This window comes from Cellulosimicrobium sp. SJTW-1, assembly GCF_047716875.1.
Classification (GTDB): domain Bacteria; phylum Actinomycetota; class Actinomycetes; order Actinomycetales; family Cellulomonadaceae; genus Cellulosimicrobium; species Cellulosimicrobium funkei.
In genome coordinates this window covers 3,836,031-3,856,136 of the sequence record NZ_CP136680.1, presented here as the reverse complement: position 1 = coordinate 3,856,136, position 20,106 = coordinate 3,836,031, and the positions used below count along the sequence as shown (strand labels likewise).

General features: G+C 71.5%; 17 protein-coding genes. 8 read left to right on the top strand and 9 right to left on the bottom strand.

Annotation, left to right across the window (positions count from 1 at the left end):
* Positions 1-77 precede the first annotated feature (77 nt).
* Together RSE42_RS17370 and RSE42_RS17365 are read right to left on the bottom strand one after the other, a co-directional pair.
* A complete protein-coding gene (locus RSE42_RS17370; protein WP_415297357.1) occupies positions 78-1,022 on the bottom strand; it encodes a hypothetical protein in 945 nt (314 codons plus the stop codon).
* A 152-nt stretch (positions 1,023-1,174) separates the two neighbouring features.
* Entirely contained in the window at positions 1,175-2,410 is a 1,236-nt protein-coding gene (locus tag RSE42_RS17365) for a saccharopine dehydrogenase family protein (RefSeq protein WP_415297355.1), read from the bottom strand.
* 126 nt (positions 2,411-2,536) lie between these two features.
* Here RSE42_RS17365 and RSE42_RS17360 point away from each other — a divergent pair, with 126 nt between their 5' ends.
* The 3 genes from RSE42_RS17360 (at position 2,537) to RSE42_RS17350 (ending at position 4,402) form a co-directional block, all read left to right on the top strand.
* Positions 2,537-2,701, top strand: coding sequence for a hypothetical protein (locus tag RSE42_RS17360; RefSeq protein ID WP_171468496.1), 165 nt, complete (start codon positions 2,537-2,539; stop codon positions 2,699-2,701).
* A gap of 197 nt (positions 2,702-2,898) precedes the next feature.
* A complete protein-coding gene (locus RSE42_RS17355) occupies positions 2,899-3,180 on the top strand; it encodes a helix-turn-helix domain-containing protein (RefSeq protein ID WP_021481977.1) in 282 nt (93 codons plus the stop codon).
* Positions 3,173-4,402 carry a type II toxin-antitoxin system HipA family toxin gene (locus tag RSE42_RS17350; RefSeq protein ID WP_415297353.1) on the top strand — a complete coding sequence of 410 codons (1,230 nt, stop codon included), beginning with the start codon at positions 3,173-3,175 and terminating at the stop codon, positions 4,400-4,402. Before RSE42_RS17355 ends, RSE42_RS17350 begins: the two co-directional genes overlap by 8 nt.
* Before the next feature lie 8 nt (positions 4,403-4,410).
* Here RSE42_RS17350 and RSE42_RS17345 read toward each other — a convergent pair whose 3' ends face one another.
* From RSE42_RS17345 to RSE42_RS17330, 4 genes are all read right to left on the bottom strand, one after another.
* The gene (locus RSE42_RS17345) at positions 4,411-5,148 is read right to left on the bottom strand and encodes a hypothetical protein (RefSeq protein WP_415297351.1); all 738 of its coding nucleotides are present in this window, start codon (positions 5,146-5,148) and stop codon (positions 4,411-4,413) included.
* A gap of 74 nt (positions 5,149-5,222) precedes the next feature.
* Positions 5,223-8,474 (bottom strand): helicase-related protein, encoded by a 3,252-nt coding sequence (locus tag RSE42_RS17340; RefSeq protein WP_415297349.1) that lies wholly within the window; start codon positions 8,472-8,474, stop codon positions 5,223-5,225.
* Positions 8,464-10,350 carry a phospholipase D family protein gene (locus tag RSE42_RS17335; RefSeq protein ID WP_415297347.1) on the bottom strand — a complete coding sequence of 629 codons (1,887 nt, stop codon included), beginning with the start codon at positions 10,348-10,350 and terminating at the stop codon, positions 8,464-8,466. The genes RSE42_RS17340 and RSE42_RS17335 overlap by 11 nt, the downstream gene beginning before the upstream one ends.
* A complete protein-coding gene (locus tag RSE42_RS17330; protein ID WP_415297345.1) occupies positions 10,350-11,639 on the bottom strand; it encodes a DUF6361 family protein in 1,290 nt (429 codons plus the stop codon). The genes RSE42_RS17335 and RSE42_RS17330 overlap by 1 nt, the downstream gene beginning before the upstream one ends.
* A 100-nt stretch (positions 11,640-11,739) precedes the next feature.
* Between RSE42_RS17330 and RSE42_RS17325 the strand changes: the two genes are divergently transcribed.
* From RSE42_RS17325 to RSE42_RS17315, 3 genes are all read left to right on the top strand, one after another.
* Complete coding sequence (locus RSE42_RS17325; protein ID WP_396050136.1) at positions 11,740-12,246, top strand: hypothetical protein; 507 nt, start codon at positions 11,740-11,742, stop codon at positions 12,244-12,246.
* 180 nt (positions 12,247-12,426) lie between these two features.
* Complete coding sequence (locus tag RSE42_RS17320) at positions 12,427-14,289, top strand: DNA/RNA helicase domain-containing protein (RefSeq protein ID WP_396050138.1); 1,863 nt, start codon at positions 12,427-12,429, stop codon at positions 14,287-14,289.
* A gap of 165 nt (positions 14,290-14,454) precedes the next feature.
* A complete protein-coding gene (locus RSE42_RS17315; RefSeq protein ID WP_415297343.1) occupies positions 14,455-14,736 on the top strand; it encodes a hypothetical protein in 282 nt (93 codons plus the stop codon).
* A 178-nt stretch (positions 14,737-14,914) separates the two neighbouring features.
* On the opposite strand, the gene RSE42_RS17310 is transcribed toward RSE42_RS17315, so the two are convergent.
* The 3 genes from RSE42_RS17310 to RSE42_RS17300 form a co-directional block, all read right to left on the bottom strand.
* A complete protein-coding gene (locus RSE42_RS17310) occupies positions 14,915-16,612 on the bottom strand; it encodes a DUF726 domain-containing protein (RefSeq protein ID WP_415297341.1) in 1,698 nt (565 codons plus the stop codon).
* A 137-nt stretch (positions 16,613-16,749) separates the two neighbouring features.
* Complete coding sequence (locus tag RSE42_RS17305) at positions 16,750-17,436, bottom strand: response regulator (protein WP_415297339.1); 687 nt, start codon at positions 17,434-17,436, stop codon at positions 16,750-16,752.
* 115 nt (positions 17,437-17,551) lie between these two features.
* Positions 17,552-18,289 (bottom strand): FadR/GntR family transcriptional regulator, encoded by a 738-nt coding sequence (locus tag RSE42_RS17300; RefSeq protein ID WP_415297337.1) that lies wholly within the window; start codon positions 18,287-18,289, stop codon positions 17,552-17,554.
* A gap of 234 nt (positions 18,290-18,523) precedes the next feature.
* Between RSE42_RS17300 and RSE42_RS17295 the strand changes: the two genes are divergently transcribed.
* Positions 18,524-19,522 (top strand): zinc-dependent alcohol dehydrogenase, encoded by a 999-nt coding sequence (locus tag RSE42_RS17295; RefSeq protein ID WP_415297335.1) that lies wholly within the window; start codon positions 18,524-18,526, stop codon positions 19,520-19,522.
* Positions 19,519-20,103, top strand: a complete 585-nt coding sequence (locus RSE42_RS17290; RefSeq protein ID WP_415297333.1) for a TRAP transporter small permease — start codon at positions 19,519-19,521, stop codon at positions 20,101-20,103. The genes RSE42_RS17295 and RSE42_RS17290 overlap by 4 nt, the downstream gene beginning before the upstream one ends.
* Positions 20,104-20,106: the final 3 nt, after the last annotated feature.

Below are 20,106 nucleotides of genomic sequence, written 5' to 3'. Positions count from 1 at the left end.
CCGAGCACGACGTTGCTGTCGTTCTCACGGCGATACCGCCAGCAACCTCGTGCTCGGCGGCTCGGCGGCTCGTCGGTTCAGGAGCCGCCGAGGAGCATCCGCTTGGCGGCGGTGAACTCGTCGTCGGTGAGGGAGCCGGCGGCGTGCAGGCTCGCGAGCTCGGCGAGCGCCGCGGTGACGCCGTGCTGCACGGTCACCTCGGGGGTGCCCGCGCCGCGGGTCATGCGGGTCGTCGTGTACGTGGTCGTCGTCGAGGACGACGAGCGCGTGGGCGAGCCCCACGCGGGGGCGTCCGCGTCGGTCGTCGGGTCGTCGGCGACCGGTGCGTCGACGACGGTCGCGCCCGCGGCCCGGGCGGCGTCGTGCAGCGCGCGCGTGCGGTCGCGGCGGGCCTGCACCACGACCCGCTCCCCGGGCAGGCGCCAGACGACTACGGGGTCGCCGGGCTGCGGGACCTCCGACGGGAGCAGGTTCGTGACCGGGGCGAGGCGCGTGACCGTCGTCGTCAGCGCCCCGTGCCGCACGCGCACGGCGCAGTGCGCGACGCCGCCCGACTCCGTGCGGTCCGTGACCGACGCCGTCACGACCCCGGCCTCGCGCGTCGCCGCCAGGCGGTCGCGGTGGTACTGCGCGTAGAGCGGGGCGTCGTCGCGCGACCGGCGCAGCGACCGCGCGTAGCCCGCCCACATCGGGCCGAGGAAGACCCACGGGAAGATCGTCCACACGACGTTCCAGAACCACGGGAAGAAGCCGTCGTGGTCCCACGCGTTGACCGTCACGAGCCAGACGAACCCGCCCGACAGCAGCGCGAGCAGCACCCCGTTGCGGATCTTCGTCCCGACGCCCGACGGCGGCTCCATGAGCCCCTCGGGCGTGCGGGGCAGGTCCTCGACAGACTCGTCGTTGCCCACCAGCCGCAGGATGGCCTTCGGGTCCGCGGTCTTGCGCGCGAGCGCGGCGGACGGCGGCAGGGGCGATTCGTCGTGCGGGGCGGCCGGCGCCCCCGTCGTGTGGTCAGACATCACCCCGATCCTACGATCGCCCTGCCCCGCCGGAACCACCCGCCCGCCCCCCCGGTTGCCCACCCCTCTCCAGGCGAACACGGGGATGGCGACCTCTTGCGGCTGTTTCTGGTCGGCAACCCCGTGGTCGACGGGCGGTGAGGGCGTGGTCGTCAGCGGTTGGTGGTCACCGTCGTGCCGGCGGCGCGGGTCGCGGCCAGCAGCGGCTGGAGGCCGAACGCCTGGACCGGGCCTAGCGCTCCCGTCCCGTTCGTCTCGCCGGCCGCTGCTCGCGTCGCGCCCCACGCGAGGTAGTGGGCCGTGAGGTCGTAGGCGTCGGGGCCGTCGAGCCGGGCACGACGCAGCACCTTGCCCTCGGCGTCGCGCGCGACCGCGAGCACGTGCGTGCGCGACGCCGCGCGGGTCGCCTCGTCCGGACCGCCGCTCGACCCGCTGCGCGAGCGGGCGAGCCGTCGCAGGCCGTCGCCCAGCCCGGGGACGCGCAGCGCGGCCGTCGCGACCGCCGTCGCCACGGGCGCGAGCCGCACCGCGGGACCGGACACGCCCAGCGCCACCTCGACGTCGCGCAGCCCCGGCGCGAGGCCGGGGAGCGTGAACGGCTCGGTGCCGCCCGCGGTGACGCCCCGAACGCGCCGGCCGGGGCCGACGTCGAACGTGACGACGCGCGCCGCGACGCGCTCGGTCCGGAGACCGCCGTCGCGCCACGCGTACGACGGCTCGAGCGCCGTCTCCAGCGCGCTCACGCGCGTGCCTCCGCTCACGCCGCCGCCGGTGGGGAAGTAGCCGATCTCCAGGCCCACCGCGTCGGCGCCCTCCTCCTGGAGCGCGAGCGCCCCCGCGAGGTTGCCGGGCACCCAGTCGTGGCCGAACGCCGTGAGCAGCGCCGCACCCGTGCGCCGGGCGCGCGGACCCAGCTCGTCGAACACGCGCCGGATGAACGCCGGCTCGCCCGTCGAGTCGAGGTACACCGCACCCGCGTCGATCGCGGCCTCGACCGCCGGACCGCCGTGCCGCCCGAACGGGCCGACCGTCGAGATCAGCACGTCGCCCGGCCCGACCAGCGCACGCACGGTCCGCGCGTCGTCGACGTCCGCGACCGCGGTCTCGAGCGGCGTTCGCGCCGAGGTGCCCGACGACGGGCTCCCGGCCTCGAGCGAGCCCGTGGGCTCTGCGCGGTGACGGGGCGACGCGGAGGGTGCCGCCGCGGTCCGTGCCGTCGTGGCGAGGTCCGCGGCGAGCGCGTCCAGCCGGTCCGGGGACCGACCCGCGAGCACGGGCCGCGCGCCGCGGGCCACGAGCTCGTGCGCGACGAGCGTGCCCGTGTAGCCCGTCGCGCCGAGGAGCACGATGCGGCCCGTCGCCGGGGGAGGGGTCGGGGCGTCGGTCATGAGGTCACCTCTCGCCGGAACCAGGGATCCCGCGAGACTACGGAGCGGTGCCGGGGCTCGCGCGTCGGCGGGGTCGCGACCGCTGCCTGCCGTGCTCACCCGAGATCGGCGTGGTGTCCTGGCGGTATGGACCGACAGCCCGACGACCCGCGGCGCGAGGACAGGCCGCCCGACGACGGTGGACGGCCCGACGGGCCCCGGCCTGGGCTCGTCGGGGTGCTGTGGTGCGTCGTCGTCATCGTGGCGGTGCTGGTGATCGGCGTCGCGATGGGACTGCTCGACGGTCGCTGACCGTACCGGCCCGCAGTGCCTCACGGCGTGCCCTCGGTGGGGTTCGCCGCGCGCTGGGTGGACGGCGGCGCGGGGTGGCTCGCGCCCGGAGGTCAGCAGCGCCCCGCCCCGCCGACGTCGATATCGACGTCACCCTCCATGACTTCGATACTGACGTCGTCTAGGATGACTTCACTATCGACGTCATCGGAGGCGGTATGGCGGTCCGCATCGAGATCACGAGTCCCGAGCTGCTCGGCTTCGCCTTGCAGCAGGGCCGGCTGCTGCGCGGGACGAGCCAGCGGCAGCTGGCCGACCAGCTCGGCATCGGGCAGAAGTGGGTCTGGGAGATGGAGAACGGCAAGCCCGGTCTTCTCATGGAGCGCCTCTTCGCCATGCTCGACGCGACGGGCGTCCGGCTGTGGGCGGAGATCGACGAACCGGTCGGCGACGACCTCTCCGGGGCAGGCGGGGACGACGTGGAGAAGCTCGATGGCTGACCTCCGCGTCGAGCTGTACGGCCGGCTCGTCGGTCATCTGGTGGGGACGAGCTCGCGCACGTTCGACTTCAGGACGGACCGGTCCGTGCTCGAGCACTGGGCACCGGGCAGCACCGTGCTGTCGGAGTCGGTACCGCTGAGTCTCGTGGAGAACCGCGCCCGCGCGGCTCGGCGACGCAACTACTTCGCCGAGCTCCTCCCGGAAGGCCGCGTCCTGAGCGACCTCGCCGCGCGGGCGCGGCTCAGGGAGGCCGATGTCGTCGGACTGCTGGCGCGCTACGGGCGCGACGTCGCGGGCGCCGTCGAGCTCTACGACCCGGACGTGCCGGGCGAGCCACGGACGCCGCGCGCGACGCCGCTCACCGACGAGCAGGTCGGCGCGCTCCTCCGTGACACCCGTGGCATGCCGCTCGGCAACTCCCCGTACTCCGGGAAGTCCTCCCTCGCCGGGGTGCAGGACAAGATCGTGCTCGCCCTCGTCGACGACGTGTGGCACCAGGTGCACGACGGATACCCGTCGACCCACATCCTCAAGCCTCACTCCACGGCGAACCCGACGATCATCTACGACGAGGAGTACGCGACACGGATCGCCGCACGCCTGGGCCTCACGCACGGGACGCCACGGCTGCACGAGTTCGACGGCCGGACGGCGCTCGTCATCGAGCGCTTCGACCGGTCTCCCGACGCCCCGCGCGGACGCCTCCACCAGGAGGACATGAATCAGGCGCTCGGAGCACGCGGCGACGAGAAGTACCAGGAGATCGGCGGGAAGGTCAGCCTCGTCCGTATCGCGCAGGTCCTGCGGCGCGCCGCAGGTCCGACGGCGGTCGACCAGCTCCTGCGGTACGTCACCCTGACCGTCGCGGTGGGCAACCTCGACATGCACGCGAAGAACGTCTCGATGCTCCACCTCCCGGACGGCTCGGCGCGGGTGGCGCCGATGTACGACGTCGTGCCGCTGCGGCACCAGCCGACCGACGGTCGGCTGGCTCTTGCTGTGAACGGCGTCTACGTCCACAGCGCCGTCACGGCCGGGGACCTCGTCAGCGAGGGGGAGGCGTGGGGAGCGAGAGCATCGGCCGACGTCGTCCGCTCGACGCTCGACGACGTCGCCTCGGTCGTCGCGAGCGAGACGCCGGACTCGCGGGCGCAGCCAGGCTTGCGCGACGAGATCCTTGGCTTCACGCGGAATCTCCTGGCGGGGCGCCCGACGGGATAGGCGGCGGATCAGGACAGCGAGAAGATCACGCGCTCCACCGTGGCGCGGGAGAGCGTGCCCGCAGGACGCACGGCCCAGGCGTCGAGCAGCTGGAGGTACTGGTGATACGCCCATGTCTTGTCGAGCCGGAGCTGGACGCCGGCGTTGGTCGCGATCCAGTCCCGTACGCGCATGTCGAGCACGGGTGCGGCGTCGTCGCTGTCCGGTCCTGCTGTGGCCGTCGTGAAGTACAACCACTTCGTGAAGAACGCCGGCCCGAGGTACGCCACGCGACCGGGCAGGTTCCTCATCGCGTAGAAGCCGGAGAGGGCGCCCTGTGTGCGAGCGGTCCGAGCCGCTGAGCGCAGGCGCTCCAGGACCGTCGGGTCGACCGCGTCGGAACCACCCGTGAGGACGCGGGCCGTGCGGTAAGGACCATAGCCAGATGACCCGTAGCCCCAGATCATCGTGGCGACGAACGCCAGATCGGTACGGTCCGCAGCCTCAGACTTCCGTACGCTCTCGAGGACGGTGGCACGGTCAACTTGCCCAGGGAGCGAGGCGAGAAGGTCGTCGACGTCTGGCACGACCGACAGCCGCCGTGCCCACGGTTCACGCTTCCACGTCATTCCCTTCTGTGGCGGTGGGGGTGCGGACCCGTCTCCGAGGGCCTCGGCCAGATTCTCTGGCGGGGCTGGGAGGTCGTCGAGAGGGCGGAGAAGTGCGGCGTAGGGCGTCGCCGCCTCGGCGGACCTGTCGATCACCATGGGGTCACCGTAGAGGTGGTCGGTGACATCGCTCACCGAGCAGGGGGCGCCGCGCGTCGCGGACGCCGGATGCACTACGGCGAAAGGTCGATGTGCGCCCACGACAGGTCGGCGTCGCCGGCGAGCCGGAGCAGGTCCTCCTGGCGCGCCTGGCCGATGACGCTGCGGTATGCCCCGACCGTCCGGCGCAGGCGTCGGTAGCGCGACACCTCCCTCGACAGGGGCAGCGCGGGGACGTAGCGCTCGATCGTGGCGCCCCCCGGCGCGGCGCACACCCACGAGGGGAAGATCTCCGTCGCTCCATCGGGGCGGTCCTGCGCGGCAGCCGCGAAGGCGGCGGTCCACGGGTCGACCTCGCCCGACGTGAACGCGGTGTCGCCGTACCGTTGTGCGACGTTCTTGCGCACCGCGTGCCCCTTGTACCGGTGGACCCGTCCCTCGCGTTGCTCGAGGTCGACGGGGTTGCCGGGGAGATTCCAGTGCACGACGGCGTGCGAGTACGTGTGGAAGTCCAGCCCTTCCTGGCCGACGGACGTGGACGCCAGCACGAACGGCCAGAACGGTGAGTTGAAGGCCGTGCGGACGTGCTCCTCACGGATCTCCGCGCCCTCGTCCGTGGTGCCGCGTCCGAACCGCGCGGCGAAGTGCGTGCGCACCCGCCGTTCCTCGACGTGGACCTGTCCGTCGATGACGCGGATGTCGTCGAGGGACGATGTCGGCGTCCGCAGCTGCAATGCGCCGCGCAACACCTCCCCGATCCGTGCGGCGCGCTCGTACACCGTCTTGTCCACGAGGCCCTCGGACTCCACGAGGGTGTGGGCGTACTCGTCGAGCACGGCCTGGAGTCCACCGTCCGCGCAGTAGTCCAGCACGGAGCGCCAGTACGCGGTGTCGTCGCGGGTGGCGTCGGCCCGTTCTGCGTCCACGAGCGCCTGCGTCTCGGGGCGGTTGAAGAGGGAACGGAACCCGCCCCCCACCCCGAAGGCGATCTCCCGAACGTCCGCGTCCGACGCCCACCAGCCGGCGGGGGTGGCGTCCGAGGCGGAACCGACAGCCCGCCCGAGTGCGCGCAGCGCGCAGGTCCCAGGAGCGGCGAGCGCCGCGACGGTAAGCACGTCGACGAGGTCGTGGGGTCGCGCCCCGAGCTCGTCCGCACGGATCCCTTGGGCCGCCGCGACGTGCCGCTCGAACGCCCGTGCGTGCCCGGCGCCGTCCGGCTCATCAGCGTCCCCGTCGTGGCCGAGGACGTCGAAGAAGCCGTCCTGGTCGGCCCCGCGTGCGGCGTCGAGCAGGAGCGGCGCCGCCCAGTACCAGCGCTGATCGGCACCCGGACGCAGCGAGGGGTCGCCGGGTGGCAGGGAGGCGAGCATCGACTCGACGTCGGCGCGCACGGCCGCGTCGACCTCACCACGGGTCAGCCGACGTCCTGCGGCTCGTGCGTGCCGCAGCGGGTCGCCGGCGTCGGCGAACGCCACGGACGGGTAGGAGAGGAGGAACGTCGGCATGCCGTCGAGCCGGCCCTCGGAGATCCGGTACTGCAGGCGGGGCGTGGGTGCCGGGTCGCCGTACCGCCGTCGGCCGCCGCTCGCCGCGGTGGCCGCCCGACGCTCCGCCTCGTAGCTCACGACGACGGAGATCGCCTTGGGTGCGACGCTCCAGGCCGAGAACGCGAGCCGCTTGGTGAACTGCGCGAGCGCCGGGTCGGCGAACGGGCCGGCGGGCTCGTAGTACGGGAGCGACGGCGGGAGCCACGCGAGCCGCCATGCCCCGCGGTCGAGCACGTCGGTGACCAGGCCGCGCATCTTGGCGTTGCCCGGGTCGAGGCGCTCGTACGCGTCCACGACGTCGTACGGCAGCAGCCCCCGTGCGTTCGCGAGCGCCGAGGTGACGGCCGGCGCGTGCGCGGCGACGGCATCGTCGAACAGCGTCTTCACCTTGTACGTGCGCCGGTCCATGAGGTTGAGCGTGTACGGGGTCGAGCGCCAGAACTCGAGCATGTCCTGGCGCTGCGCGCCCGACGCCGCGTGCAGGGCTCGGGCGACGTCGTCGAGCGACGCGTGGTCCAGGAGGTCGCCCGCGGTGACCTCGACCCCGGGGAGCGGGCCCTCGCGCAGCATGCCGTCCTTCTCGCGCGTCGCGGCGAGTCGTTCCGTCCTGCAGATCACGCGCCGCAGCTCGTGCTCCACGGCGTCGCGCGCAGTGATCGCCCGCGCGACGGCGGACTCGTCCGTCGGCGCGAGCATCCCCTCGCGCATCGTCGCGAGCCCTGCCCGCACCGTCGCCGCGCGGTCGGCACCGGCGAGGAACTCGACCGTGCTGACGAAGTCGCGGTAGTGGTCCTCCCCGTTGGGCTCGTCGGGCAGCGTGTACATCTTGTACGGCGTCGCGGACAGCAGGAGGGTGCGCACGGCGGTACCGTCCGTGCCCGCGTACCTGACGAGGGAGTGCAGCAGCTCTGCGGCCTCGCTCTCGGCGTCGGACCGCATGAGCTCGCTGAAGCGCTGGAACTCGTCCATGACCACGAGGTCGGGCTCGAGCCGCTCGATGGCGAGCCGTGCGACGGTGGCGCGCATCGCGCCGATGATCCTCGACCGTCGGCGCGAGAGGTCCTTCGCAGGGTTCCCGCGCAGGTAGTTGAACTCCTGGACGCACTCGACCAGCTCGTCGAGGAGCTTCCCGCCGCGCGGCCCCCGGTCGCGCGAGAGCTGCTTGGCGAACTCGGCAGCGAAGTCCAGGTCGAGCTCGTGCATCCGGTGGCGTCGGAAGCGCTCGACGTCCGCGGTGAAGTTCTTGAGGCTGGAGGAGTCGCGGAAGAACTGGAGCCAGCGTCGGGGCCGCACGTCGAGGTCCTGCGACCCGCGCGCGAGCATCCAGTACATGACGACGCGCTCGAGGGCTCGCCCGCCGCCGCTCGTCACCTGGAGCGACGTCCCGGGGGTGAACGAGACGAAATTGAGCTTCTTACCGGCGAGCTCGCCCGTGACGAGCGGCATGAGGGTGAGGCGCTCCGCGTGGAGCGGCTCGTGCCCGCGGAGGGTGAGGCGGGCGAGGTTCTGGCGGGCGATCTGCTGGTTGGAGCAGATGTACACGACGTCGATCCGGTCGACGGTGTCCCACAGCTGGTCGACGGCCTTGGCGATCACGCCCTTCGCAACCAGTGTCTTGCCGAGCCCCACCTCGTCGGCGACGAGAAAGCGGTGGCTCGGGTCGGCGTCGTCCCACAGTCGCGCGTGCACGTGGTCGACGGTGCGCCGCTGGAAGTCCTTGAGATGGCGCAGGACGTCGTCGACGTCGGGCCGCTCCTGCGGGTGGGGGTCAGCGGGCACGACGCGCCTCCTCGACGACGGTCCACAGCTCGGCGAATCCCTCGGGGACCAGGTCGTCGCCGTCGGGCATCTCTGCCAGCCGGTCGACGAGCTGTGCGACGCGGTCCAAAGCCTCGTCGCCGTGCGCGACCGCGCGCACGAGCGGCTCGAACAGGTCCGGCGTCGTGCTTCCCGACATGGCCCACGACGCCCCGGTCGAGTCGCCCGCAGGACTGGCCGCGAACACTGAGGCCGCCGCAGGGTCGGCGAGGAGCAGCGCGAGGTAGCGCGCGACGTCGTCCCGGCTCCGCAGTGCGTCCCGGACCGCGGCGTGCCGGCGCTCGGCGACGTCGCCGTCCAGTCTGAGCACAAGGACGCAGCGCCGGGTCGCACGCGCATCTCCCGTCCCGGCTGTCGTCTCCACGGCGAGGAACGGCGTGACGGCACGGAGGCTCAGGCTGTCCCACGCGACGTCGGAACCTTCGTGAAGCCCGCGTGCGTGCAGGTCGGAGGGCACAGTCACCGGCCACGCGACCGTGGTGGCGCCGAGGACCGGGTCGGGCAGGCCCTGCGTCCCGACGACGAGGCGTGCCGTGGGGTCTCCGCCGCCACGGTCCGAGTCATCGACGTCCACGGCCAGGGTGGCGCGCAGCCCGGATGCCGCGAGACGCCGGTGGAAGTCGTCGATGTCGAGGACGGTGGACTCGGCGGGGTCGACGACCGGCTCAGGCGAGCGCGGCGCGAACGCAGCCAGCACCTTTTCCAGGCCGGGGACGTCCTTCGTACCGTCGAGCGTCGTGCGCACGCCGACGTCGGCGGTGCGGCCGTGCAACGCGACCGCGAGCTCGACGTTCCCGCCCCACGCCGCCGTGGTGAGGTTCGCGCTCCCGGTGACCGTCGTGCTGTCGCGACCGGAGTCCACGACGACCGTCTTGGCATGCAGACCGTCGCGAACGCGATCCGTCTCACGGACAGGACCGGCGGTCGAACGAGGGTCGCCCGGAGAGGCGTCGTTCTCGTCGGAGGACGGGTCCCGCTCGGCCGCTGACGAGAGGGTCCGGGTCGCCCAGCGGTCGAGCGGGATGGTGCCCAGGCGGTCGAACGTCTCCGCGCGGGAGACGAGCGTGCGATCGTTCGCGTCGGGGAGCCTGCGGAGCAGCCCCGCGTCGAGGAATGGACTCATCGCGAGGACGCGGTCCGCGGCGTCGGGGAACGGCCAGGGCACCGTGACACCGTCGAGGCCGAGGGGCAGGACCTCGGCGTTCCGGAACGGTGCGGGCGGAGCGAACCGCGCGTCCGCGATCGTGGCGGCGACGGACTCCACCTGCGCGGCGCGGTAATCGGGCAGCGGGGAGGTCGCCAGCGGGGGGAGAGCGCGCAGGAAGGCGCTGATCGGGCCGGGGTCGACCGGCTCCGCGACCAACTCGTCCTCGTCCAGGACGAGCACGGTGTCCCAGGACAGGTCGAACGTCAGGTTGCGGCTCAGCACGACGAACCGGTGGCGGTACGCGCCGTCGTCGTCGACGAACCGCAAGGTCCACGACTTGGGATGGAACAACCGACCCGGTGCCGGGGCCATGACCGGGTGCACGGCCCCCTCGACGAAGGTGAGCACCGAGCGGTACGACGCCGGCACGCTGATCCCGCCGGCCTGGCAGAAGACCGTCGTGAGCTCGCTGTAGCGCTGGACGGCCTCGAGCAGACCGATCGGGTCCGTCGCGGCGAGGTCGTCGCCGTCGACCTGGGCGCTCGTGTCGAGCATCGCGAAGGTCACGGGAGCCAGGAGCAGGGCGGTGAGGTCGAGCGAGAACGTCGTGGCGATCGCCGCGTCGACGCTCAGGCCGGCGGGCGGGCGGAGCGCGTCGGTGAGCAGGACGCGGGTGTCCGGAGTGAGCATCAGGCGGTGGTCCTTGCGGTGAGGAGCGCGTCGGTCGGCTGCCCACGTCGAATGGTGCTCGGAGGGTCGGGCAGACCAGACAGGAGGTCGTCGAGGAGCCGCCGTGTCACTATCCACCGATAGTCGAGCCGACCGGTTCCAGACTCGCCCTTCCACGCCTCGCGGGCCGATCTGTTCGTAAGGCGTGCGCGTTCGCCCTTGAGACGACGCTCCCGCTGGGTGACAAGGTCGCGTGCTCGCGACGAGTCCTCGACGCGGTCGCCGTCGAGCAGGAGGTCGAGCCACCCGTCGGTGAACAGGCGGGTCGGCAGAGGGATCTTGTCGTTGCGCGAGGTGAGGACGCTCCACAGCTCGCCGCGGTCCCAGCCGTCGAGGGTGCGCGTCTCGACGAGCTCCTCGTGCCAGTCGTCGAGGCGCTCGCGGTAGTGGTCGACGACGTCCGGGATGGCTGCCGCCTCGGCGACGAGCAGGTTGTAGAGGAGCGCGGCACCGTGCATCGCGAGGCTGAACCGCGTCGCGTGGTCGACGACCGTTCGAAGGCCGCGCGGCGCGCCGACCAGCGAGAGCTCCGCGGCCGAGGCGGCGTCGAGATCGACGGCGTCACGGTGCTCGAGGAGCCATCCGAGCAGCGAGCCGCGGGTCGTCGTGCGCAGCCGTTCGAGCAGGGCTTCGGCCTCCTCGGGGCGCAGGTCGAAGGTAGTCGCCCCCAGCAGATCCTCGGGAGGCTCGAGGCCCGCAAGGTCGAAGCCGGTGTCCCGCGACCCGTCACGGGCGCCGGGGTCATCCGCCTCGGTCCGGCCGTGGCTGGCGCTACGCAGGGCGGAGCCGCGGCGCAGGTGCCCGGCGATGCTCGTGTCCCACGTACGCAGCTGCCAGCGGCCGAGCGGTCCCCAGTAGACCTCGCTCGGCATGCGCTTCAGCTTCGCGCGGGCGGTCCGACCGAGGATGCCCTGGTTTCGGCCACGCCCCTCGTCGCGGTAGCCCGCGAGCAGCGACTCGATGAGCCGCACCTCCTCGGCGCGCAGGCGACGCACCGCGTCGTCCGCGGTCGAGGTGCTGCGGACGGCACGATCCACGAGCCACGGGACGAACAGCACGTACCGCAGTCGCGTGAGCAACGTCGACGTCCCGGGGAACAGCGCGTCGGAGAACGTGTCCCGGATCGAACCGATCCCCAGCTCGTCGACCGTGCCCTGCTCCTTGAACAGGTCGACGACCTCGAGCATGCGGCGGCGCTGCGCGTAGTCGGTGTCGAGCCAACCGAACGATGACGCCACGGTCTCCTCCATCTGATCTGCTCCTGGAAGGTTATGAACGGCGCGGTTCTTTCCCTAGGGCGGCTGCGGGTGAAGTTCGAGGCTGCGAGCTCACTGTGGGAGCATCGGGCCCATGATCGACTTCGGCGTCGCCGCAGAAATCGTTGCCGCTGCGGCGACCGCAGCCGCAGCAGGGTTTGCCGGCTACCAGATCTGGGAACTGCGCCGAGATCGGCGTCAGGCCCGCCAGCTAGAGACCGACGGAGTTTCGCTCGCGTGGCGCAACCTGGAGGCGCCGAGCCAGGCGCAGGTAGAACCTCGTGTATGGAAGATCGAGTTTCTCCTGACGAATCCGGGAGCGATGCCCATCAGTGACGTCCGATGCGAAGTCCACTTCGGTGACCCAGTGCGCCGTCACTGTTACGACCGCTCGATCGAACTCCCTACGAAGACCATCGTGCTTCGCGCTGACGTCCTCCCGGGAGGAGGAACGAGAGCGTGGAATCGTCGACTTGAACCCGCCCCGGGAGGTGCGCCCCCCGACAGGTGCTGGGCGACCGTGACCTTCGTCGGTGCAGATGGAGTTGCTCACCGCAACGTCTGGCCGATCTCTCACCGCGGAGAAGGCGTCACAGTGTGAGGCGAGTTGAGACACGTCTCTGATACCCGAATCGCACCTGGGCGGTCGCGCTGACCCCGTACGATGCGAGCGACCAGCGGTAGTCGACGAGCTTCCTCAAGTGGACATGCTCCCCGCCGCACGAATCCTCGTGCTGCCCAGGAGTTTGTCGTGTCCGGACCTGTCCGATACTCAGCCCGCATGCTGGCAGAGCTCGCCGCTTCCGATGTCTCTCTCGTGGAGAAGCATCTCGAAGAGCACTTCGTGCTTCAGGGGCTCGGAGTTCCGAGCGAGTCGGAGCGGCGCTCCTGGCGTCGTTCGCTGCCGGTGCTGGCACGTGACCTAGCGGACGCCGGTCTCCAGGACGTCGAAGTGATCCTCGAGTACCGTCTCCCGCTCTCATCGAAGCGCGCGGACGTGGTGCTGGCAGGAACGGATCCACAAACAGGCGACGAGTCGTACGTGGTGGTGGAGCTCAAGCAGTGGTCAACCGCGCGACTCGATGACGACATCGAGTCGCTCGTCCGAGTCGAGGGTTCACCCCGCAAGCATCACCTGCACCCCAGCGTGCAGGTCGGTGGATACGTAGAGTTTCTTCGGGACTTCACAGCTGTTCTTCATGATGACCCGCGCCGGCTATCCGGGGTTGCGTACCTGCACAACGCTCAGGACGCGCGCGTCGCGGACCTGGCCGACGCTGCGGTGACGGCGACGTACCCGCTGTTCACCGCGTCCTCGCGGGGAGCCTGGCTTGACTACCTGGTGCGCAAGCTGGCCCCCTCGAGCGGGGCCGAGGCGGCGGACCGGCTCCTTGCGTCAACCGTCCGGCCGTCGAGGCAGCTGCTCAAGGTTGCGGCAGCCGAGATCCGTGAGCGAGAGCAGTTCACACTAATTGCCGAGCAGCGAGTTGCCTACGACCTCGTGATGAAGGCGGTACAACGCGCCGCGCGAGATAACACGAAGACCGCTGTCGTGGTCTCGGGTGGACCGGGATCGGGGAAGAGCGTCATCGCGTTGTCCGTCATGGGGGAGTTGGCGCGTCGCGGCAAGACCGTCCTGCACGCCACGGGCTCGCAGAGCTTCACACAGACTTTGCGAAAGGTCGCCGGTAGGGGGTCGGCGGCCACGCAGCGCATGTTCCTGTACTTCAACAGCTTCATGGCCGCGGAGCAGAACAGTCTGGACGCACTGATCCTGGACGAGGCGCATCGGATCCGGGAGAAGTCCGTGAACCGCTATACGCCGAAGGCGATTCGCGAGCAGGCGCGCCCTCAGATCGACGAGCTGCTCGACGTGGCGCGCGTGCCGGTCTTCTTGCTGGACGAGCATCAAGTGGTGCGGCCTGGCGAGAGCGGTACGGTCGAGATCATCCGGCGTGCGGCCGAGGCGCGCGGTATCGGTGTCGAGTACGTCGACCTCTCCGACCAGTTCCGCGCTGGAGGGAGCCAGCTCTACGTCGAGTGGGTGCTCCGTCTGCTCGGCCTCATCGAAGGCGGGCCGATCCCATGGACGGGTGACGACCACTTCGAGCTGAGGACCGCGGGCTCGCCACGCGAGCTCGAAGTTGCTCTCGACGTACGTCGGGCACAGGGCCTCGGTGCGCGGATGACGGCAGGCTACGCCTGGCGGTGGAGCGACCCGACGGAGGACGGACGCCTGGTCCCCGACGTAGTCATCGGTGAGTGGTCGAAGCCATGGAACGTGAAGGGCGACAGAGCGGTCGGGGAAGCTCCTCCGGCGCCGCTGTGGGCGACGTCCCCGGGTGGTTTCGACCAGGTCGGCTGCGTCTATACCGCACAGGGTTTCGAGTACGACTGGAACGGAGTGATCCTGGGACCAGACCTCGTCTGGAGAACGGACCGGTGGGTCGCGCGGAGAGACGAGAACCGGGACCCTGCCTTCCGTTCACGCGCGCAGGTGTCCGACGCCCAGTTCGACGAGCTCGTCCGCAACGTCTACAAGGTCCTGCTGACGCGCGGGATGGTGGGAACGATCATCTACTCGACCGACCCCGAGACCCAGGAGCTCCTGGAGCGGTTGGTCTCGGGCCACGATCGACGGTGACCATACGTCGCCCCGGACGACGAGCAGTGCGCGCCCCTCGCTGCTGTTCCATCACTCTGCGAGTGCTTGGCGGATGCGACGATCGCGACGGTATCCAGCGACGTGAGGGGAGGTGTAGGCGTGCGCTCGGTCAGGGCGATGACGTGCGATATCGGAGATGCCTCGATGATCGTCACGACGCTCACTCTCGGTACCGGGGTCACCCAGACCCCCAGCGGAAGATTCTCCCTCAAGGACGAAGCGATGCGTGCGGTCGTAGAGCGCTTCCTCGACGCGCGGCACGACGAGTTCGAGGATCTCCGCCGCTTGACGGCCGGCGACCCCGACCCGGGCCAACTGTGGGAGACGAGCCTGCTCGGCTCATCCGCGATCCGTCGCCGGTGCGTATCAGTCTGTAGCCGTCGACGGGTCGATCCCGGGCTCGCCGGAGCCGATTCCCAACGCTGACGCGACTGGGCTTTTTCCAGAGCGCACGAGCAGGGCTCCGGGCTCGAAGACCCAGGAATTGAAGCAGCTCGTCGGAGAGCTCACGCGGCGGGCGCGGCGTGCTGAGGCGTCTTCTCGCTGAAGACGTGCCGCGGGCCGGCCGGTGCCCTCCATGCCGACCCTTTCAATCGGACGCACTTCACACGAGCTGGACGCTGCCCTGGTACTCGAAGTGGGTGCTCACCTGATCGGAGACGTCCACGTTCACGAGCTTGTGCGACGCGGGGGAGAACCCGGTCAGGCCGGCTGCGGTCTGGCCCGCCTGGGCGACCCTGTAGACGTATTTCAAGACGGCGTCGTTCATCGAGTGGTAGCCGTACACGGCTTCTTCGACCGCGGCGGTCAGGGGGCCCCAGTTGCTCTTCGCACCGATGGCCGCGCCGAGCAGGTGCACTGCCTGGATGCGCGGCGGGCCGGATCGCGTGCCGAGCGTCTCGGTGGCCACGGCCATCACCCGGGCGCCGAGGCTGTGGCCGATGAGCACGTAGGCGTCCGCGTCGGTGCGGGCGAGGAGGTCGGCAACGATGACGCCGGTCTTGTCGGCGCGGTTCTTCGCGACGTGCCACGGATTCTTGGCGAGGTCGGAGGCGATGAACGCCGGGGTGAACGTGCTGCCGAAGAGCTTGGCTCCTGCCTTGTTGGCAGCGGCAGCGGCACCGCGCACTGCGGTGGAAGCACCGGCCCTCCCCGCGAGTCCGATACCCATCGCACCGAAGTCCTTGAGCTCCTTGGCTCCCCAGCGCACCCGGTACACGGGGGAGTCGGGATACCGGTCGTCGACGATCTTCTTCCAGCCGCCCCACTTCTCCTGATCGCCCTCGGTGAGGAACCCGTTGGCCACAAGGACCGGTACGCCTCCCTTGCCGGGGCGCAGGAGCTCGATGCGGAACGACTTGTCCTCTCGAACGTAGGCGTTCGACACGGACGCACCCAGGGTGCCCCCGACCGCGGCACCGACCGCAGTGACGACGGCGGTGCCGCCGGCCATGCCGAGTCCGCCGGCGGCCAGGGTGCCTCCGCCGAGAAGGGCCAAGCCGTGCGACGTCGCAGCGGCGCCCGAAAGTCCGCCGAACATGCCGAGCGAGCCGATGGCCCCGCCGATGGCCGGTGCCGCGAGGAGCGCCATCGGGGCCGCCGCGGCGACACCGACAACGCTGACGGCAGCGATCTTGGAGGCCTTGCTCAGGTCGGGCTTCTCGTACTTCAGGAAGTCCTCGTAGTCGTGCAGCTCACCGAAGCTGCCCTGCGCCTTCTCGAACCCGGGGATGTCGTGCCGGTGCTCGGCGCAGTATTGGGGGACGCGGATCGCGCCACGCTCGCGGACGGCCATGTTCTCGCAGGCCGGCGCGACGCACGGCAGGGTCGGCGCCCCGCAGGACTGGCAGACGTAGACGGGCATCTGGCCGTTGGGACGATTCGACTTCCGGTGCTCGGTCTTCGTGAAGCAGGAAGAGCACCAGCCGAGCTTCGGCTGGTAGGGCGAGACGTCGTCGGCGACGTCGGCGATCCACTGCGCGACCTTCGCGTAGGCGTCGGCTCGCTTCTGCGCGGTCCTCTTGTTCTCCTCGGCCTGCTTGTGCGCGGCCTTCTGGCTCTCGCGATCGGTTGCGGCGAGCGCATCGGCGTATGACGTGGTGCGCGCCTCGTACCAGGATTTCGCGAAGGCCCACAGGTTGCTCACCAGTGCGGGATTGTCCGCGAGGACGCCGCCGCTGTCGACCGTCGGCTCGACGTCGACGACGTCGCCCTCGAGCACAAGCCGCGCGCCCTGGTCCGAGACCACCTCGACCTTGAGGCGAGTTCCTCCGACGACGTGCGCGTGAATCGATCCTGGCATGGCCGGATGATGTCACGGCCGAACCCTGCGCAGAGGTCCTGAGCGGGTGAAATCGCCAGTGCAAGCGTCGACGAGACGGTGAGTGCATCTGGGGATAGCCGCGTCGTACATGGCGCGGCCTACGCCGATCGCGCCGGCTAGGAGGAGGTCGAGAGATTCGACGGCGGTGCGGTCGGGCCGCCGTCGACGGACTGCGACACCAGCACCGCGAGCTGCACCCGGTTCGTGACGCCGAGCTTCGCGCTCGCCGCGGAGAGGTGGGTCTTGACCGTCGCTTCGCTGACGTAGAGCCGCTGCGCGATCTCGGGGTTGGACAGACCCTGCGCGACGAGTCGCGCGACGTCGAGCTCGCGCTCGGTGAGGGTCGCGACCTGCTGGGCTGCCTCCCTGCGCCCCGCCGCGCCGGGCGCGGCGGTGACCTGTGCCATGACGACGCGCGCGGCGCGGGGCGACAGCGCGCCGTCGCCGGCTGCGACGGCGCGGACGGCGGAGACGATCTCGTCGGGTGACGCGTCCTTGGCGAGGAACCCGGACGCCCCGGCGTGGACGGCGTCGAGGATGCTGGACTCGGTGTCGAACGACGTCATGGCGATGACGCCGGGCGGGTCGGGGAGCGCGCGCACGGCGCGTGTCGCCGTCACGCCGTCGACGCGGGGCATGCGCAGGTCCAGGAGCACGACGTCGGGGTGGTGCGCCTGGACGGCCGGCACGACCTGGTCGCCGTCGGCGGCCTCCGCCGCGACCTCGATGTCGTCGGGCCGCAGGATGGTCCGCAGCAGCCGTCGCACCATCGGGTCGTCGTCGACCACGAGCACCTTGATCACGCCCCGACCCTAGCGGCGCGCGCCCACGGCGCGTCCGCCGCGACCGCCGCGACCGCCGCGACCGCCGCACCGCCCGTCGCCGCGACCGCCGCACCGCCCGTCGCCGCGACCGCCGTCAGGCCGGCGCGCCGTCCTGGTGGCGCACCCACGTCTCGCGGACCTCGGTGAGGTGGTCGAGCATCGCGGCGCGGGCGCCGTCGGCGCGGTGCGCGTCGAGGTTGTCGACGATCGCGCGGTGCGCGCGCGTGACGACGTCGATCCGGCGCGGGTCGTAGGAGAACGTGGCGATGCGCGTCTCCATGAGCCCTTCGCCGAGCACGTCGTAGAGCATGACGAAGAAGTCGTTGCCGGTCGCGACGGCGAGCCCGCGGTGGAAGGCGTAGTCGTTCTTGGACGCGGCGACGATGTCGTCGGCGTGCCCGGGGAGCTGGTCGACGAGGTCGGCGAGGCCGGTGAGCGCGGCGTCGTCGATGCGTTCGGCGGCGATGCCGGCGACGGCGACCTCGAGCGTCGCGCGGACCTCGTGGAGCTGGAGGTAGGGCACGTTCGGGCCGTGGTGGAGGAACATCTGGAGCATCTGGCCGACGTCGTCGATGCTGGTGCGCCCGACGCTCAGGCCGGAGCCGGGCGTGGCGGTGACGATGCCCTTGGCGGTGAGGGCGCGCACGGCCTCGCGCACGACGGTGCGGGAGACGCCGTAGGACTCGCAGAGCTCGCGCTCGGAGGGCAGCCGGTCGCCGGGCTGGAGCTCGCGCGCGAGGATGTCGTCGCGGATCGCGTCGGCGACCTGGTCGGACAGTCGGCGCTGTCGCACGATGCCGCTCGTCGGCAGCGTCGCATCGGGCTCGGGCACCGTTCCTCCTCGGGGTGACGACCGCGCCATTCTGCCTCACGGGGGCCGCCACCTGCCCGGACGCGGTCCCGCTCACGGTCGTGAGACGGGGTTGGCTCAACTGGTATGACAGGATACAGTCACTCAACCTGCTGAGCCGAGCGTCCGACGTCGGGCACCCGTGCCGGCAGGTCTCCCCTCACCCGCACGCAGAGCAACGCGGCTTCCCAGTCGCGGGGAAAGAGCTGTTCCACGATGCGCGCCATCAGATTCGAGACGTCCGGGACCGCCCACGTGGTCGACATCCCGCGCCCGGTCCCCGGCCCCGGCGAGGTCCTCCTCGCCGTCACCTCCACGGGGGTGTGCGGCTCCGACCTGGCCGCCCTCCGCGGCACCCACCCGTTCCGCGTCCCGCCGCTGATCTCCGGCCACGAGGCCGGTGGCCGCGTCGCCGAGGTCGGCCCGGACGTCGCCGACGTGGCCGTCGGCGACCGCGTCGTCGTCGACCCGCAGCGCCCGTGCGGCACGTGCGACCTGTGCACGACGGGCGGCTACCACCTGTGCGCGAGCAAGCAGATGCTCGGCGTCGCCGAGTGGGACGGCTCGTTCGCCGAGCACGTCGTCGTGCCCGCGTACACGCTGGTCCCCGCGCCCGACGGCGTCGCGGACGAGCACCTCGCGCTCGCCGAGCCGGTCGCGGTCGCGGCCCACGCCGTCGCGCAGCTGGGGGAGCGGCGCCGCGGGCGCGCGCTCGTGCTCGGCGGCGGCACGATCGGCGCCCTCGTCGCGCGCGTCCTCGCCGACGGCGGCAGCACCGTGGTCGACGTCGTCGAGCCGCGGGAGCACGTCCACGAGGTGCTGCGCGCGGTCGGAGCGACGGGCGTCCACCTGCCCGACGCCGCGCTCGGGCCCGGCTCGTACGACGCCGTCTTCGTCGCCGCGGGCGTGCCCGCGCTCGTCGAGCGCGCGTTCGAGGCCGTCGCGCCCGGTGGGGCGATCGTCCAGGTCGCGGTGTTCAACCAGCCCGTGCCGGTCCCGGTGGGGCAGCTCCAGGTGCGCGAGATCGCCCTGCTCGGCACGGCCATGTACACGAAGGACGACTTCCGCACCGCGCTCGACGTCCTCGCGCGCCACCCCGGGCTCGCCGACGTGCTCGTGTCCCGCACGACCTCCCTGGAGGAGGGCGCCGCGATCACGACGACCATGGCCGCCGAGGGGCCGGGCGACATCGTCAAGCTGGTGATGGTCCCGTGAGCGGGGCCCGCGCCGTCCGCGGCGTCCTGTCCGGCGCCGAGCGCGCGCTGTTCGTGGTCTCGGGCGTCGCGATCACGCTCGTGAGCGCCGTCCTCGTGCTCCAGGTCTTCATGCGGTACGTGCTCAACAGCCCGACCGTGTGGTCCGAGGAGTTCGCGACGCTCGCGTTCGTCTGGTGCGTCATGACGGCGATCCCCGTCGCGGTCCGCCGCAGCGAGCACATCGCGGTGACGCTGCTCCTCGACCGGCTGCGCGGGAAGGCGCGTCGCGCGTTCGTCGCGCTCGGCTACGCGCTCTCCGCGGGCCTGTTCGGCCTCGTCGCCGTCTACGCCGCGATGATGCTCCCGACGGGCGCGCGCCAGCTCATGACCGGCCTGACCATCGCGACGGGCACGGACATCACGCTGCTCGCCATGTACGTCGTCGTGCCGATCGGCATGGGCTTCTCCTGCGTCTACGCGGTCGAGAAGCTCGTCGAGGCGCTCCGCGGCGACTTCGACACCCCCGACGACGCCGTGGAGGCGAACATCGCCGAGGCGGAGCAGCTCGTCGCGCCCACCTCCCAGGACAAGGACGTCTGACCC